Source organism: Pseudodesulfovibrio thermohalotolerans (genome assembly GCF_021353295.2).
Lineage (GTDB): Bacteria > Desulfobacterota > Desulfovibrionia > Desulfovibrionales > Desulfovibrionaceae > Pseudodesulfovibrio > Pseudodesulfovibrio thermohalotolerans.
This window is the reverse complement of the sequence record NZ_CP120635.1, coordinates 38,089-54,128: the sequence shown is the minus strand read 5'-3', so window position 1 is coordinate 54,128 and position 16,040 is coordinate 38,089. Positions and strand designations below refer to the sequence as shown.

Sequence of the window (16,040 nt, the reverse complement as noted above, 5' to 3'; positions counted from 1 at the left end):
TGACGAAGTCTAAACTGATGACGCATGAAGAAGCCTTGTGCTTCAACGATCCACGCGCCGTTTTCCAAACAAACGGCCATTTCCAAATCCAAACACGCAGGCTGTAACGCAGCACCCGCCGATAGTGGAATGGCAAGTATCTACGCTTGTCATTGCCGCACTTCCCCTACGGCTGCCATTAAGTCCGCAAGACGTACGCGCTTGCGGGGCAGCACCCCTTATTGACTGGGTCTTCCGGAATCTTCTTCCAATGGGAAACGGGCATTCATTCTTCCCTTAGCTGGTGATGCGTGGCGGGTTTACCGCCACAGGCAGGTCTTTCCCGGATAACGGGAAAAGTCCGATCTGCTTGGCCCCGGGGCGCTGCCCCGAACCTTTAACGGAAGGAGAATTCCAATGGGAAAATCCGACAGCCTTAAGTTTGCGGTGAACCGGGCAACCTTGTCCGGGCAAAAAACGAAACAACACCGAATCCGCCAGACTGCCCGCCATTTCGTCGATGTTTTGCGCCAGGCGAACATGGGGATTGAAAAGTGGACCAATGTATCCAACAAGCATTTCCAGCGCGTGGCGGATGCCATGCGTGCGGACGGTGTGGGCGACGGCAGGATTGCCGAAGTCTTCACCGCGGCACGCCACATCTGCCGCGCTTACGGAAACGATCAGATCAGCGAAAGCAACGCGACCTTCGGGGTCAAGCGCGGGTCCATCGCCAATGCGATGTCCCGTGCGGTCGCCGCGGATGTCTTCCAAGGCACCCTGACCCGCATGCGGAACGACAAGTCGTATCCGCACGCGGGTCGGGCGGCGGCGCAGATCGACCTGATGTACAACGTGGGATTGCGCCGGGAAGAATCAGCCAAGCTGGACTTGCCTAACGACTGGGACCGGGAAAACCATAGCCTTCTCGTTCAGTATGGGACCAAGGGCGGCAGGCCCCGAACCCTGTACGGCTTGTCCCGGCAACAGGAAGCGGCCCTTAAGCGGGCCGAAGAATACGTGTCCCCTTCCGACCGAAAGGGCATCAACAATCTCATGCCCGAAGGCATGGGCGACGAATGGCTGCATCGGCTGGATTATGCAGCCAGAAAGCACGGCCTGACGGGCAAGGATGCCGGGGGTACCCTGCATGGCCTGCGTCACGAACGCTTTCGACAGATGTATGTGGACCATACGGGCTTCGAACCGCCGAACCAGTACGATAGCGTTCAGGCATTCCACGAAGCCGCCCAGGCCACGGCCGGGGACGACTGGCCCCGGCTCGACGACGAAGCACGCGACAACATCGAAGTGGCGGCGGGGCATTCGCCTGGCCGTCGGGACGTATCGAACGCCTATCTTGGCAGTTCCCGTTAGAAGAAACCCCGCCATTTCCGGCGGGGTTTCTTTCGGGCGTGAGGCTTTGCTCACGCATGGAGTGCGGCTAATACTGTACTCGGTTACAACTAGGTAAGGAAAGGAAAAATAAAATAGGGGTTTATAAAACTACATCTGGAGCAAATTTAGCGCCTCGCCATGGGAAATTTTATGTTGGCCAAAAGAAAATATAATTAGGGATTCATTGCGGCCACGAGCATGACGTCCGCCGGGTACTTGAGGGTCATGAGCGAGCGGGAGATGGACACTTCACCGTCCTCCAACGGCTGGCGCAGGACCTCAAGCACGGACTTCTTGAATTCGGGCATCTCGTCGAGGAAAAGCACGCCCCTGTGCGCCAGCGAGGTCTCGCCGGGCTGGGGATAGCGGCCGCCGCCCACCAGGCCGACGTCCGAAATGGTGTGATGCGGGGTGCGAAACGGCCGGGTTACCATGAGTGCCCGGTCCGCCGGGAGCAGCCCGGCCACGGAGTATATCTTGGTCACCTCCAAGGCCTCCTCGAATCCGAGAGGCGGGAGCACAGTGGGAATGCGCTTGGCGAGCATGGTCTTGCCCGAGCCGGGCGGGCCGATGAAAAGCATGTTGTGCCCGCCCGCCGCCGCGATCTCGATGGCCCGCTTGGCGTGTTCCTGGCCCTTGACCTCGCCGAAGTCGTTCAGGTGCCGGGACCGCTCGTTCCAGAGGGTGTCGATGTCCACCTTGGCGGGCTCAATGATCTCCTCGCCAAGAAGCATCCGCACCACCTGCCCCAGGTCGACGGCCCCGATAACCGACAGGTCCCCCGCCACCGCGCCCTCGCGGCCGTTGGCCTCCGGCACGATGATGCCCCGCCCGCCTTCCTTGCGCGCGGCCAGGGCCAGGGGCAGGACGCCCGGCACGGACTTGAGCTCTCCGCTCAGGGAAAGTTCCCCGGCCATGAACCAGCCGTCCACAGCCTGTTGTTCGAGAACGCCCATGGCGCAGAGAATGCCCACGGCCAGCGGCAGATCGTAGCCGCTCCCCTCCTTGCGCACATCCGCCGGAGCCAGATTCACGACGATCCGTGCGGGCGGCACCTTGAAGCCGCAGTTTTTCAAAGCGGAAAAAACCCGTTCCTTGGACTCGCGCACGGCCCCTTCGGCCAGGCCGACCATGGTGAAACAGGGCATCCCGGAGCGGGAAAAATCGACTTCGAGCTGGACCTTGAAGGCATCGATGCCCATGAGGGCGGCGCAGGAGATGGTGGCGATCATGAAAGCCTCGTGATTACAGATAATTGAATACGGCTAGTACAAAAGCGGTTTGCTGTAAAGGTCCGGTCGGTCCTTCCGGGCGTCCGCACTCCCGTTGCCGCGCGGAGCGCATGGCCGAAAGATTTCGTCCGACGGAAAAATAATTGCCCATTGCATCCGGCTGCACCAAAAATGAACGAGTCCGACACGATTAAACGATTCACCAAGGAGCTCCGATGGGTATCCGCGCCAAACTTTTTCTGCCCCTGCTGGGCATGGCCCTGGTTATGCTCGTAGGCGGGTATCTGGTCCTCAAGTCACAGTTCGCCGATCTGGAGAACTCCTTTGTGACCCTGATTCTGCGGGGAAAAATCGAGGACGTCCGCCAGTCCATCACACAAATTTCCGAAAGCGCCCTGCAACAGGCGGCCCTGTTCAGCCGAATGCCCGAAGTGGTCGAGGCATACGCCCTGGCCAACCGGGGAAACATGGACGATGAAGCCGACCCCATGCTCCAGGAGGCCAGAGAACGACTGCGCGCATCCCTCGCGCCCGTGCTCGCGGGATACAAGGAAAACATCGGCCGGAGCTTCCAGCTCCATTTCCATTTGCCCACGGCCCGAAGCCTGCTGCGCACCTGGCGCGAGAAACAGGCCAAAAAGGGCGGCGAGTGGGTGGACATTTCCGACGACCTGTCCGGATTCCGCAACACGGTCATCGACGTGAACAAGACCCGCAAGCCGGTCCTGGGCATAGAGCCGGGCCGGGGCGGCTTCACCATCCGAGGTCTCACGCCGGTCACCGGGACGGACGGAGCACACCTCGGGTCCGTGGAAGTGCTGCTCGGGTTCGACAACATCCTCAAGACCATGGAGTCCGCCGGAGCCGTCAAGGCCCTGCTCTACATGGACGCCAAGCTGCTTCCGGTGACCACCAGACTGCGGGACCCGGCCAAGAACCCGGTCAAGGACGGCAAGTTCGTGCTCATCTACGGCCAGAAGAACGAATCGGCGCGGGCCTTGGCCGGTACCGACCTCCTGGACCGAGGGATGCAGTCCGCCCTGGTGGAGGTCGAGGGGCATGACGGAGTGGCCGTGTTTCCGGTCAAGGACTACCGGGGCGACGCCATCGGCGTGATCCTCCTGTCCATGGACATCACGGACCAGCAGGCCATGATGTCCGCCGTGGCGTGGCTCGTCGGGGTGGGCCTGCTCATCGTGGTGGTCGTGCCCATCGTCATCATCTTCTGGGTGGTGGAACGGTCCGTGAAGCGGCCCATCATCCAATGCGCCGACCTGGCCTCGGACATCGCCCGGGGCGACCTGCGAAGCCAGGCCTGCGAAATGCGCAGCGACGAGATGGGCATCATCCTGTCGGCCATGTGTGAAATGAACGCGACCCTCGCGAACACCATCCGCGACATACGGGATATCTCCGGCGAAGTGGCCGAGGGATGCTCGGAACTTTCCCTGGCCAGCGACAGTCTTTCCAAGGGCGCAAACCAGCAGGCCGCGGGCATCGAGGAGATCGCCGCCAGCCTGGAGGAGATGTCCGGCAGCGTCCAGCAGACCGCCGACATCGCCCACAGGACCGAAGTGACCGCCTCCAAGGCTTCGGCAGACGCCGAGACGGGTGGCGAGGCCGTGGCCCGCACCGTGTCCGCCATGCGCAAGATCGCCGACGAAATCGGCATCATCGAGGAAATCGCGCGCCAAACCAACCTGCTGGCGCTCAACGCGGCCATCGAGGCGGCCCGAGCCGGAGAGGCGGGCAAGGGATTCGCCGTGGTCGCGGCCGAGGTGCGCAAACTGGCCGAACGCAGCGGCACGGCCGCGGCAGGCATCAGCGAGCTGTCGTCCAGCAGCGTGGCCGTGGCCGAGGAAGCCGGAGAACTGCTCAAGCGCATGGTCCCGGACATTCAGCACACGGCCGAGCTGATCCAGGAAATCTCCGCCGCCGCCAGCGAACAAAGCCAGGGCATCGCGCAGGTTTCCAAGGCCATCCAGGAGTCGGAATCCGTGGTCCAGCAGAACGCCTCCACAGCCGAGGAGGTCGCGGCCACGGCCGCCAGCCTGTCCGAGGGCTCCCGCTCCCTGCACGAGGCCATCGGCCGCTTCAACCTGGGCGAGGAAGACGGCCTCAAACGCTACTGATCCCCTTTCGATACGCAACCGGCCCCCGCGCGAACCATCGCGCGGGGGCCGATTGCATTTTCCCGGCGGACCGCACCAGGCGGTCAGGGATGTTCGGCCTCGGCGGCCGGAAGCCTGACCGTGAACCGCGACCCCTTGCCGGGCGTACTGTCCACGGAAACGGTCCCCTGAATGCGCTCCACGCTGCGCTTGACTATAGACAGCCCCAATCCGAACCCGTTGCCGCCGCCGGAGCCCGTTTCATAGGGCTCGAAGATGGTCTCCAGCTCGTCGACCGGGATGCCCCGGCCCGTATCCGACACGGTCAGGACCAGTTCCCCGCCGGATTCGTGGTCGTAGCCAAGTTCGATGCGGACACCGCTCCGCTCGGTGTAGCGCACGGCGTTTCCCACCAGATTCAGGGCCACCAGCCGCAGAACCGACTCGCTCCCGTACACCAGGGCGGGCGTGCCCTCGGCCACTTGAGCTGACACGGAGAGCCCTTCGCTCCTGGCCTGAAGCCGGGACATATCCCGGACGGACTCGATCAGTTCGGCCGGGGAGAACACGCCACGGGACAGAGACAGGGACTCCTGACGGGAAAATTCAAGTACGCCGTCCACCAAAACGCCCAACTTCCTGGCCGCCATCCAGGTCAGCTCGATCAGTTCACTGCGCTCGTCGTCGTCCCCGGACAACTGCATGAGCTCCAGGGCGTTCACGATGCCGACCAGCGGGCTCTTCAACTCATGACAGGCAGTGGTCAGGAAGGTCTCCCTGGACTGGTGCAGGACGCGCAATTCCTCATGGGCCTTGGCCAGGTCCCGGCGTGAATCCTCCAGCAGCGCAGCCCCTTTTTTCAAATCGCGAACCCTGTTGAAGGCGAAAAGCGCGAGGCAGATCAGGATGCCGAACAGGGTCAGAGCCAGTTCATCCAGCTCCCAGTGTTCATGCGCACGGCTCCACTCGTGCAGGGACTCGTAAGCGTCCATACGCATAAGCAGCCAGGTGCTTCCGAAGAGCACCACCGCATAAAAACATATCTCCCGAACATGGCTTCCTTCTCTCATAGCATATCACCTAGCACAGGACATCCCGCAGCGACAGGCCGCCCCATCCCACTCACGTCCCGACACCATGCAACCGCGTCCTTTCCAACAGGCCGGACGCGCATACAACCCTGGATTCCCGGCTCGTTCCCTGCTAAAACCGAAGGGCAAAAACCCCCATGGAGGACACATGCGAACCCTGCTGCTTGCCCTGATGCTCGCGCTGGCCCTGACGGCCTGCTCCTCGAAAGACGAAGCCGCGCAACTTCCCGTTCCCGACGAGGCCCCGGCCGCCCGGGAATCCGCCGCCCCGTCGAACGGGCAGCCCGTCTCCTCGCTCGCCATCACCGAAACCATCCCGGAAGGCCCGATCGGCCAAATCCAACTGACCAACGGCTCCACCCTTGTAATCGACGGGCTGGAAAAGTTGGGCAACTACTGGATATACATCTCCGGCAAGCTCAACGGCCGCTCCTCCACAGTCATCAGCCTGACCCGCTTCCGGGACCTCATGAGCTGGCAGTCCATCGTCTTCAAAGACCCGCACACCTTTACCATCACCAATAACCGGGGCAAGGAGTGGGCATTCGAGGACGCCAACCTATACCTGGGCAGCGAACAGCCCGGCACCTATGCCTTCTATGTCCTGGACGACCGGTATGAACGCAAGCTGACCGAGGTAAAGAAAAGCGAGGTGGCCAACATCTCCTTCAAGACCAATTGATCGTGCCCGAGACTCGGCCGCACAGGGCCAAAGCGCGGTCCACAGAGCTTGCCCGCCTTGACGTCTAGATGTTTTCTAGATAATATATCGGTAAGTTTCGTTCCTTGAATTTCCTTTATTTACAAGGGTGACGATTGGTGCCGATTTCCACACAAGGAGGACAGATGATCAGACTCGCATTTGGTTCCGCACCCCGAAAAGTGGTTGTCAGGCTTGGCGAAACGCACACGCTCACCCATACCGAAAACATACGCCCGAAGACGGTTTCCTGCGTCTGGGACACCCGGTTCCGCAATCGGCCCCGGCGTCTCGCCCTGGCCACCAGGGACACCGCCCTCACAAACCCGAGGATGAACAGCTATCATGGCAGATATTTATACACATAAGGATCTGGCCGCGCTCTGCGGCGTCTCCGAAACCACCATCAAGAGCTACCGGCGCAAGTTCCCCGGCTTCATCCCGGTGCTGACGCGCGGCAAGCCCATCCGCTTCAAGTCCGAGGCGGGCGAGATCTGCCTCAAGATCCGCGACTGCTTCGCCAAGGGCATGTCCGTCAACGAGACCTACAAGGTCCTCAAGGAACACTTCAAGGAAGACCGGCCCGCACGGCAACGCCGCGCCCGGAACGCAGACCCCGCCCCGGAGCAGTCCGCCGCGTTCTCGGCCGGCGTCTCGCAGGAATATCTCGAACGCTTCTTCGCCACGGCCGGGCAGATGATGCAGGGCATGGCCGGACTGGCCACGGCCCAGGCCAAGGCCGAGCACAGGCTGCGCAAAGTCGAAACCGCCCTGGAAAAGCTCCTTGAGATCGAGGCCGAAAACAAGGCTTTCTTCTCCCGAATTCTCGAACGGACCGCCGCGCCCGTAATTCCCGGCGACGCGCCCGAAGCCGCCCCCGAACCTGCGGCCGAACCTACGGCCGAGGCCGCACCCCAGTCCGCTCCGGAGCCGAAAATACGGGCGCGCAAGATCGTCAACGTGCGCGGCCCCGAAGGCGATGTGGCCTCCTACGCCCTGGAGCAGGACGACCAGCCCTCCCCCGAGCGCCCGTCCGACGCCTTCCTCGGCACGCCCATTGTCATCCGCAACGACCAGGGCGAATTCCTCGGCGTTCCCGGCAGGCTCCCCCTGGCCGGATTCCTTTCCATCCTGGTTGACGAAACCGACGGAGCCGACGCCAACTGGACCAGGAAGGAAAACACCTGGATATTCACCGTGACCGCGTCCGACGGCGACACTCACGCCCTCCATTTCACCTCCACCACCACGCCTCGCGGCAATCTCGTGATCCTGCTGGACCGGCTGGACGTGAACCACACGCGGACCAGCCCCGAATTTCTCCAGGAATTCTTCCGCCAGGTGAAGGACAAGGCCTGAGCCCCGCCACCGGGGCTCCCGTCCCGTCCGCAGGCGCGGGCGAATCGGGCAGGCCGCACGCCATGAATATTCTGCTCATCGACAACGACGACAGCTTCACCAGGAACCTGGAGCACCTGCTCGCGGCCTCCGTGCCCGGCGCAACGGTGGAGGTGACGCCGTACGCCAGGCTGAAGGACGCCGATCTCGAAGCCCGCGACCTGCTCGTCATCTCACCCGGCCCGGGCGCGCCCTCGGAATACCTCGGCTACGATCGGGTGTTTTCGGCCGAAAAGCCGATTCTCGGGGTATGCCTCGGGATGCAGATCGTCAACGAGCGGTTCGGCGGCCTCACGGGCAGGCTTCACGGCTGCGTGCACGGCAAGACCGACACCCTGTTCATGGACGGCGCGGAACACGTGGTGGCCCGGTATCATTCGCTGCACGTGACGGAGCCGGGTGCCGGGCTGGACGTTCTGGCCGCCAACAGGGACGGAATCGTCATGTGCATGGGCAGCAGGACGCAACGGGTCATCGGCTGCCAGTTCCATCCCGAATCCTTTCTCTCCCGCGACGGAGGCTGGTTCATTGACTTCGCTCTCGACTATCTCGGTCTCCGCTAGCCGCAAACGGTTCGACCGTTTCGCAGGCGAGCTGGCCCGCACGCAGGGGGCCGACATGCTCCTGTCCACGGACGGTTTCCCCGCCCAAACCGAATCCCTGGTCGGCGTGGAGCCAGTGGCCGAACTGATCTTCACCGACAAGACCACGCCCGACAACGCGAAGGCGTTCTGCTTCGGCACGCCCGGTCCAACCTTCGGCTTCATCAGCTACGATTTCGGAATGCTCCTGCGCGGCGTGGGGTCGGCCAAAAAACGCGGCGGTCCTTTGGGGCACCTCAGAAAATACGCGGCGACCATCAAATTCGACAACGGCGCGGCCCGAATCCAGGCTCGTTCCGCGTCCCTGGCCCGGGACCTCGCCGCAGCCCTGGAACGGACTCCGGACGCCGACTCCGCGCCCGCCATGCCCGCCTTCCCCGAGACGCCCCCGACGGCTTCGCTCGACCGGGCGGGTTATGAAGCCGGGGTCCGCGAGACCCTGGAACGCATCCTGTCCGGGCACACCTACCAGCTCAACCTGTCCACCCGGTTCTCCCGGCGCTGTCCGGGCCTCGATCCCCTGGCCCTGCTGCTGACCCTGCGACGCCGCCATCCCGCGCCGTTCTACGCATGGTTCTCCAGCGGCCCCAGGCGGATATTGTCCACCTCGCCCGAACGGTTCCTCCGGGTGTCCGACGGACAAATCCTGTCCCAGCCCATCAAGGGCACGGCGCGCCTTGAGGGCGACCGGACAGTTGCCGAGAACTTACTCAAAAGCTCGGACAAGGAGTCCGCGGAACTGTCCATGATCGTGGACCTGATCCGCAACGACATCTCCGCAAACAGCGAGTACGGGTCGGTCCGGGTGGAGAACCACAAATCCGTCTTCGCGGTGGACAACCTGTTGCAGATGTACTCGGACGTGCGCGGAACACTGCGTGCGGACAGGGACTGCCTGGACCTATTCTTCGACGCATTTCCGGGCGGGTCCATCACGGGCTGCCCCAAAAAGCGGTCCATGGAGATCATCGAGGAACTGGAACCGCACACGCGAAACGTGTACTGCGGGGCTATGGCGGTGATCCGCGACCGTCGGAACATGGACTCCTCCATCGCCATCCGCACGGCGATCTTCGATGTGGAAACGGAGTTTCTGGACTTTTTCGCCGGCAGCGGCATCGTGGTGGACTCCGATCCGGCGAAAGAGTATCTGGAGACACTGGCAAAAGCCGAAAAATTTCTTTCACTGGAAAAAACATGATCCATTATCACAACGGCGGCTATTCCGACGAAGACGTCCGACAGGACCCCGAAGCTCCGGCCTTCCGCTACGGCGCGGGCTTTTTCGAAACGCTTTACTACAACGGCCGGGACGTCTGCCACCTCGGACGGCACCTGGACCGCATCCTCTCCTCCCTGCGCGACTACGGCATTCCCTACGTCACCGTTGACTTTGAACAGATCATCGGCCAGGTCCTGAGCCGCAACGGCCTTGTCGGCCAAACCGCCCGGGTCAATATCTTCTACCCCATCGAGAGCGCGAACGCCTCGCCCGTCATCATCGCCGCGCCCTACGAAGCCAAGCCCTACAAGGCCTATCGGCTGTGCATCTGCGAAGACCGTCATGTCTCCACCCTCAACGGACAGAAAACCACCAGCTACATGTTCTTTCATCTGGCCCTGCGCCGGGCCAAAGCGCGCGGCTTCGACGACGTGGCCCTGTTCGACTTCGGCGACAACCTCCTCGAAGCCGCCACCGGCGCGATCGTCCTTGAAAAAGACGGACGGTTCTTCTTCCCGGATTCCCAGTACCGGCTCCGCTCCACCACCCTGAAGCTCGCCATGGAAGTCCTGGACATCCTGCCCGCGCGTCTTCCCATGCACGACCTCGCCTCCTACCGGCACGCCTACCTGCTCAACGCCCTCATAGGAATGCGGCCGGTGGTGGCCATCGGCGAAACCGCATTCGTGCCCGACGACAAGGCCTGCGACAAAGTGTCTGCCCTGGTCCTGAACGCTTCGGACTAGCCCGGTGCTCCCGATATGGCGACTCAAACATCAACACAAACCGCTTCCGAACTCGGGATGTTCATCAAAAGCATTTTTTTGCTTGCATTTTAAAATAGGAATCATTACTAATCGCTTCACGCATTCAATCGGCCTGCGAGCCGACACAAAACAATACAGGAGAGACAAAATGACCAAGACCATGGAAAATCTCAAAGCCGCCTTTGCCGGCGAGTCCCAGGCCAACCGCAAGTACCTCGCTTTCGCCGACAAGGCCGAGGCCGAAGGCAAACCCGGCGTCGCCAAGCTGTTCCGCGCCGCTGCCGCCGCCGAGACCATCCACGCCCATGCCCACCTGCGGCTGATGAAGGGCATCGGCTCCACCGAGGAGAATCTCAAGGCCGCCATCTCCGGCGAGACCTACGAATTTGAAAAGATGTACCCGGAGATGATGGAAGACGCCAAGGCCGAGGGCGAAAACGCCATCCTGCGTTACTTCGGATTCGCCAACGAGGCCGAGAAGATCCATGCCGAGCTGTACTCCGAGGCCCTGGAAGACCCGGAAAAGTTCGCCGACGCCGAGTTCTACATCTGCTCCGTGTGCGGCCACACCATGGACGGCGAACCCACCGACAAGTGTCCCATCTGCGGTGCCGCCGTTAAGGCATACGTCAAGGTCGAAGGCTAACCCCTCCGCCATCGTGATTCTCATGCGCCGCCCCGTTCCAGCCCGGAACGGGGCGGCGTTTTCTTTTCCGGTCCTGTACAAACGCGGGTGAGACAGGTACATAACCCGACATGATGGTCAATGTGGAACGCCTGTCCTACAACTTCGGGTCCTATTGGGCTCTCAAGGACATCTCCTTCACCCTGGAGAAAGGCGAATTTCTCTTCCTCACCGGGCACTCCGGGGCCGGAAAGACCACCCTCCTGCGTCTGCTCTACGGAGCCCTGCCCGTATCCCGAGGCCGCGCCTCGGTGGCCGGGTTCCAGCTCAACCACCTTCGGAAGCGCGACATCCCGAAGCTGCGCCGCAAGGTGGGCGTCGTCTTCCAGGACTTCAAAATCCTGCCCGAGCGCACGGTCTTCGACAATGTGGCCATGGCGCTCGAAGTCCGGGGAATGCCCCGCACCCACCTGGAACGCCGCGTGCGCGCCATCATCCGCGCGCTGGGCCTGGAAACCAGAAGCTATTCCCTGTGCGAACGCCTGTCGGGCGGCGAACAGCAGCGCGTGGCCATCGCCCGGTCCATGGTCGCCAACCCCGAGTTGATCCTGGCCGACGAGCCCACCGGCAACCTCGACGTCGACCTGACCATGCACCTCATGGAAATCTTCAAGCAGTTCCACACCTACGGAACGTCCGTCATCATGGCCACCCATTCCACCGAGGTCCTCGAATGCGTGCCCAACGCGCGCATTCTCCATCTCCAGGACGGGCGCATCACCAAAGACAGCGACCCCCTGGACGACATCCCCTTTGACGAGGATTTCGAAGACGATTTCGACGAGGAGAAGCCGTGATCGGACCGCTCCTCCGCCTGACCCTGCGCGGCATCACCGACCTGCGCCTCCACCCCTTTGCCCAGTTGCTCACCCTCATGGCCGTGGCCATGGTCACGCTGCTCACCGGGCTTATCCTGCTCGGCGTGCACAACCTCGACCAGGAGCTGCTCAAATCCAGAGGACGGGTGGAGTTTCAGATATACTGGAAGAACGGCGTCGAACCGGCGCAAGTGAACGCGGAATGGGAGACCATCCGCGCCATGGACCATCTGAACGCCTTCAAGACGTTCACTCCGGCCAACGCCCTTGCCGAACTTGCGGCATCCCTGGGCAAGACCGGCGACTTCTCCCGGCTGGCCGACGACAATCCCCTGCCCTATTCCGGCCTTGCCGCCTTTGCCGTGCCTCCCGAGGCGCAGCGCGAGGGCTGGGCCGCCGCCCTGCTCTCCACGCTCAAGGAACTGCCCGGCGTGGACAAGGTCAACTACGCCCCGTTCCAGGCCGACCTGGCCCAGGGATGGCGCACCCTGACCCGCACGGTGATATGGCCGGTCCTGGGCTTCCTCGGCCTCGTGGTCGCCCTTGTGGTCCACAACACCATCAAGCTCTCCCTGCTCACCCGCATGGACGAGGTGGAAATCCTCGCGCTGGTCGGGGCCAGCCCTGCCTACATCCGCTGGCCCCTGCTCATCGGCGGCCTGATCCAGGGCATCCTCGGCGCGGGACTCGGCATCGGCCTGCTCGCCGCGACCCACTCGGCCGTGGCCGACGCCCTCAACTTCCCGCCCTTCCTCATCCAGCTCCAGTTTCTCCCATTGAGCCAGCTTCTCATCCTCGGCGGGGCCGTGACCTTCGTGTCCGTCCTGTCCAGTTGGGTGGCCGTAAAATAGCCGCACCCCGTAACGGGATGCCGACCCCCCCTCACTCCCATTTGATACGAAACGGTTCACGCCGGACTTAAGTCAATCCCACGCCGCCAATCCGATGCGGATGGAAAAGTCATGCGGAACAAGCGCGGCCCAGCCTTTCCGGGGCCCAACGCCACCCGGCCGCGAAGCTGCTCGCAAAGCCCGCGAATACCGCCTCACACGCTTTCATGGATTCGGCTACTCAACGACGCGCCTTGCCGTATAAATAATAAAAGAGCCGCCCTTGTCTGAGAGGAAAGGATGAACAAACCCCAGACAAGAGCGGCTCTAACCCGCTGAGTAAGGGGAGCGGAATGCTCCCGGAAATATTTAGAAACCCCGAGTGAACAGCAGCAACGTAAAGGCGGCCATGGCCGAAGTGATCTTGCGAACACGCTTGCTGTTGTTTCGGCGGGGACGGATATCGTCGTAACGGTGCGCCTCGTTGCGCATATGCATCATGGCCAGTCGGGTATCGTTGTCCATGCTCATAGTGTTGCTCCTTGTTTGACGCCACCAATCAGGCGGTTCTCCATATCTGCACATCTACGGATGTTGTCGAAATCAATCCAATTGTTTTGTTTGATGTAGTTGTTCCGTTTTTCTGATGGCATATCCGATCTTGATCGGATATGATTATGAAGAGTATTAAGGAGGCTGATCGCGGATGGAACTCTACCAACTCAAGACATTCGTGGTTGTGGCCGAGGAAGGCCATCTGACCCGCGCTTCGGTCCGGCTGCATACCAGCCAGCCCTCGGTAAGCGCACACATCAAATCCCTGGAGGAGGAGCTTGAGACCAAGCTGTTCATCCGCACGCCCAAGGGAATGCGCCTGACCCAGGCCGGGGAACGGCTCAAGCATAGGGCCGAGAACGTGCTCAAGGCCGCCCGGGAGCTGAAGCTGGAGGCCCGAAGCATGGGCGACGAGCTGGTGGGCGACTTGTCGCTCGGCCTGAACACGGACGCCGAATACCTGCGCATCGTCCCCCTGTTGACCTCACTGGGCGAGGACCACCCCAGAATCGTCCTGCAAATCCAGCAGCGCGCATCCACCTCGGTACAGGGGGCCATCCGCGACGGGCAACTCGACTGCGGATTCATCTTCGGCGAGCCTCGATACCCGGAACTCTGCGCCATCCCCCTGGAAAAGACGCGCTTTTTCGTAGCCGTGCCGGATATCTGGAAGGACCGCATGAGCCTCGGGCTGTCCGGGCTGTCCGACCTGCCGTGGATCATGGACCCCTCGGACAATCCGGTGCAGCAACTCATCGAGCCCTTCTTCAAGACGCACAACATCAAGCCCTCCATCCAGTTGGAAGTGGACGGCGACGAGGTTATCCGGGTGCTTGTGGCCGCGGGCAAAGGCATCTCGTTCCTTCGAAAGAACGAAATCCAGGCGGCCAACCGCATCGGCAGGCCCGTGCACACCATGTCCTTCGACGAGCTGTCCATCCAGGCGAACTTCGTCTACCTCAGGAAGCACGACGAAGACCCGGTCATGCGCGCGGTCATCGACCGCGTCAAGCAATGTTGGGAAGTGGCGTAAAGATCATCGCGCCCGCTCGGGGCGCATAGGGAAAACAAACCTTCCGAACGAAAAACCGGAACCGGCCCGTCAGCACTCCCAGGTGCGCCGCACCAGCTCTATGATGGCGGCCAGGGAAGGCAGGCTGTCCTCTCCCTTGCGGAACACGAAATTCACCTCAACCGGATGCCGCCCGACCAGGACGCACTCGGCCGCCTGCCCGCTTTCGAGCATGGCCGTCATCTCGTCCTCGCGCACCAGGGCCAACCCCTTGCCGTCCGCAACCAGGGCGCGGATGACCTCCTCGGAATCCGCACCGATGGTTCGTGCCGGAACTATCCCGTACTTGTTGAATATTTCCAGTTGCAGTTCTCGGAACGGGCTGTGGCTGGCGGGCATTACCCAGGTGAACGCGGACAACGCTTCGGCATCGGCAACAGCCAGTTCATCGCGCCACCTGGCCGCGCCCAGAATGGAATACTTCGGCTCGGCCAGCTTGATGCTCTCCAAATCATGGTAGGGATTGCCGGAAAAGACGAATCCCGCGTCCAGGGTGCGCGCCCGGATGCCGCTCAGGATCACGCCGGACGGCGACTGGATGAGCTTCAGACTGAGCTTGGGGAAACGCTCGCTCATGAGGTCGATGAGGCTGGTGGCCTTGAGAAAGGCCGGATCGGTGCACAGCCCCAGCGCGACCTGCCCCGCCACCTCGCCGCCCAGAGTCACGGCCCGGGCCTTGAGCGCGTTGGCCGCAGCCAGCACTTCAATGGCGTCATGCACCAGTTCGGCTCCGGCCTGGGTCAACTCGACGCCGCGCGGCACCCTGTCGAAAAGCCGCACGCCAAGCTCTTCCTCAAGGGCCTTGATATGCGCGCTCACCGCAGGCTGGGTGGCATGTACCCGCCTGCCCGCACGGGTAAAATTGCCTTCCTCGGCCACTGCCACGAACGTTCTTAGCTGGTAGAGTTCCATGGGCTCTTCATACCCGCACGGACCAAAAGGGGCAATCGGTATCGCCCGCCTCCGATTTCCCCCCGGATAATGGGCCGTTCAGCCATCCCATAAGGAATCCTTATGTATATGCTCACGCATCGTTATTGGACCAGATCGCCCAGAAACGCATAGGAGAAAAAAAGAAGTTGGTTGCCTTGCAACAAGATAATCAAGGAGGTCGAGAAAATGAAGAAGTCCACCATGAATCCGCTTGTTTATCTGTTCAAGCCCGAGGATTCCACGGGCGAGCCCTGGAGCAACGAGCTGTGCCGCGCCGCCAATGGACCGCTCGGCCTGGTCAAACTCCTTTTCTGGACGGGCGTTTCCATGGCCCTGAGCGTGGCCATCAGCCAACTCGTCTAATTACATTTTTCCGCGGAAGCGAATCACCTGCTCGCTCCCGCGCTCAGACCTGATAAGGTCCTCTCCGGCAACGGCCGGACAGCGGAGACGCAAGTCACGGAAATCCGCTGTCCGGCCGCGGCTTTTTTTGGGGGGGGGGCATTCCATGAAGGCACCGTCCCCAATTACTTGGTTCCGCAATGAAAAGGCTCCCCACCGATGCATGCATTGTCGGCGGGGAGCCTTTTTCATTATCGGCCAGCGGACTTCGGTCCGGGGCCGGAGGAAAGGCTGGAGATTTCTTG

At 62.0% G+C, this 16,040-nt stretch carries 15 protein-coding genes and 1 pseudogene; 12 read left to right on the top strand and 4 right to left on the bottom strand.

The window, feature by feature from the left end:
* The first annotated feature begins 396 nt into the window (after nucleotides 1-396).
* Nucleotides 397-1,356, top strand: a complete 960-nt coding sequence (locus tag LF599_RS00265; RefSeq protein ID WP_071545417.1) for an integrase domain-containing protein — start codon at nucleotides 397-399, stop codon at nucleotides 1,354-1,356.
* Between the two features lie 197 nt (nucleotides 1,357-1,553).
* On the opposite strand, the pseudogene LF599_RS00260 reads toward LF599_RS00265, so the two are convergent.
* Nucleotides 1,554-2,609, bottom strand: a pseudogene (locus LF599_RS00260) (YifB family Mg chelatase-like AAA ATPase); the annotation flags it as partial.
* A gap of 215 nt (nucleotides 2,610-2,824) precedes the next feature.
* Here LF599_RS00260 and LF599_RS00255 point away from each other — a divergent pair.
* Nucleotides 2,825-4,741 carry a methyl-accepting chemotaxis protein gene (locus tag LF599_RS00255; RefSeq protein ID WP_279521844.1) on the top strand — a complete coding sequence of 639 codons (1,917 nt, stop codon included), beginning with the start codon at nucleotides 2,825-2,827 and terminating at the stop codon, nucleotides 4,739-4,741.
* A gap of 83 nt (nucleotides 4,742-4,824) precedes the next feature.
* On the opposite strand, the gene LF599_RS00250 is transcribed toward LF599_RS00255, so the two are convergent.
* Nucleotides 4,825-5,790: a sensor histidine kinase gene (locus tag LF599_RS00250; protein ID WP_279521843.1), complete on the bottom strand. Its 966-nt coding sequence runs from the start codon at nucleotides 5,788-5,790 to the stop codon at nucleotides 4,825-4,827.
* A 169-nt stretch (nucleotides 5,791-5,959) separates the two neighbouring features.
* Between LF599_RS00250 and LF599_RS00245 the strand changes: the two genes are divergently transcribed.
* From LF599_RS00245 to LF599_RS00210, 8 genes are all read left to right on the top strand, one after another.
* A complete protein-coding gene (locus LF599_RS00245) occupies nucleotides 5,960-6,493 on the top strand; it encodes a hypothetical protein (RefSeq protein WP_279521842.1) in 534 nt (177 codons plus the stop codon).
* 363 nt (nucleotides 6,494-6,856) lie between these two features.
* Complete coding sequence (locus LF599_RS00240; protein ID WP_279521841.1) at nucleotides 6,857-7,870, top strand: helix-turn-helix domain-containing protein; 1,014 nt, start codon at nucleotides 6,857-6,859, stop codon at nucleotides 7,868-7,870.
* 62 nt (nucleotides 7,871-7,932) lie between these two features.
* The gene (locus LF599_RS00235; RefSeq protein ID WP_269940662.1) at nucleotides 7,933-8,472 is read left to right on the top strand and encodes an aminodeoxychorismate/anthranilate synthase component II; all 540 of its coding nucleotides are present in this window, start codon (nucleotides 7,933-7,935) and stop codon (nucleotides 8,470-8,472) included.
* A complete protein-coding gene (locus LF599_RS00230; protein WP_279521840.1) occupies nucleotides 8,438-9,712 on the top strand; it encodes an anthranilate synthase component I family protein in 1,275 nt (424 codons plus the stop codon). Before LF599_RS00235 ends, LF599_RS00230 begins: the two co-directional genes overlap by 35 nt.
* Nucleotides 9,709-10,479: an aminotransferase class IV gene (locus LF599_RS00225; protein ID WP_269940659.1), complete on the top strand. Its 771-nt coding sequence runs from the start codon at nucleotides 9,709-9,711 to the stop codon at nucleotides 10,477-10,479. Before LF599_RS00230 ends, LF599_RS00225 begins: the two co-directional genes overlap by 4 nt.
* 169 nt (nucleotides 10,480-10,648) lie before the next feature.
* Nucleotides 10,649-11,146 carry a rubrerythrin family protein gene (locus LF599_RS00220; protein ID WP_269940658.1) on the top strand — a complete coding sequence of 166 codons (498 nt, stop codon included), beginning with the start codon at nucleotides 10,649-10,651 and terminating at the stop codon, nucleotides 11,144-11,146.
* Between the two features lie 113 nt (nucleotides 11,147-11,259).
* The gene (ftsE, locus tag LF599_RS00215) at nucleotides 11,260-11,982 is read left to right on the top strand and encodes a cell division ATP-binding protein FtsE (protein WP_279523123.1); all 723 of its coding nucleotides are present in this window, start codon (nucleotides 11,260-11,262) and stop codon (nucleotides 11,980-11,982) included.
* Nucleotides 11,979-12,854: a cell division protein FtsX gene (locus LF599_RS00210; protein ID WP_269940656.1), complete on the top strand. Its 876-nt coding sequence runs from the start codon at nucleotides 11,979-11,981 to the stop codon at nucleotides 12,852-12,854. The genes ftsE and LF599_RS00210 overlap by 4 nt, the downstream gene beginning before the upstream one ends.
* Nucleotides 12,855-13,202: 348 nt before the next feature.
* Here LF599_RS00210 and LF599_RS00205 read toward each other — a convergent pair whose 3' ends face one another.
* Nucleotides 13,203-13,364: a hypothetical protein gene (locus LF599_RS00205; RefSeq protein WP_269940655.1), complete on the bottom strand. Its 162-nt coding sequence runs from the start codon at nucleotides 13,362-13,364 to the stop codon at nucleotides 13,203-13,205.
* A 175-nt stretch (nucleotides 13,365-13,539) separates the two neighbouring features.
* Between LF599_RS00205 and LF599_RS00200 the strand changes: the two genes are divergently transcribed.
* Complete coding sequence (locus LF599_RS00200; RefSeq protein WP_279521839.1) at nucleotides 13,540-14,421, top strand: LysR family transcriptional regulator; 882 nt, start codon at nucleotides 13,540-13,542, stop codon at nucleotides 14,419-14,421.
* A gap of 69 nt (nucleotides 14,422-14,490) precedes the next feature.
* Here the strand turns inward: LF599_RS00200 and LF599_RS00195 are convergent, their stop codons facing one another.
* On the bottom strand, nucleotides 14,491-15,372 hold the full coding sequence (locus LF599_RS00195) for a LysR family transcriptional regulator (protein WP_279521838.1): 882 nt from the start codon (nucleotides 15,370-15,372) through the stop codon (nucleotides 14,491-14,493).
* Nucleotides 15,373-15,579: 207 nt separating this feature from the next.
* Between LF599_RS00195 and LF599_RS00190 the strand changes: the two genes are divergently transcribed.
* On the top strand, nucleotides 15,580-15,756 hold the full coding sequence (locus tag LF599_RS00190; RefSeq protein WP_269940651.1) for a hypothetical protein: 177 nt from the start codon (nucleotides 15,580-15,582) through the stop codon (nucleotides 15,754-15,756).
* Nucleotides 15,757-16,040: the final 284 nt, after the last annotated feature.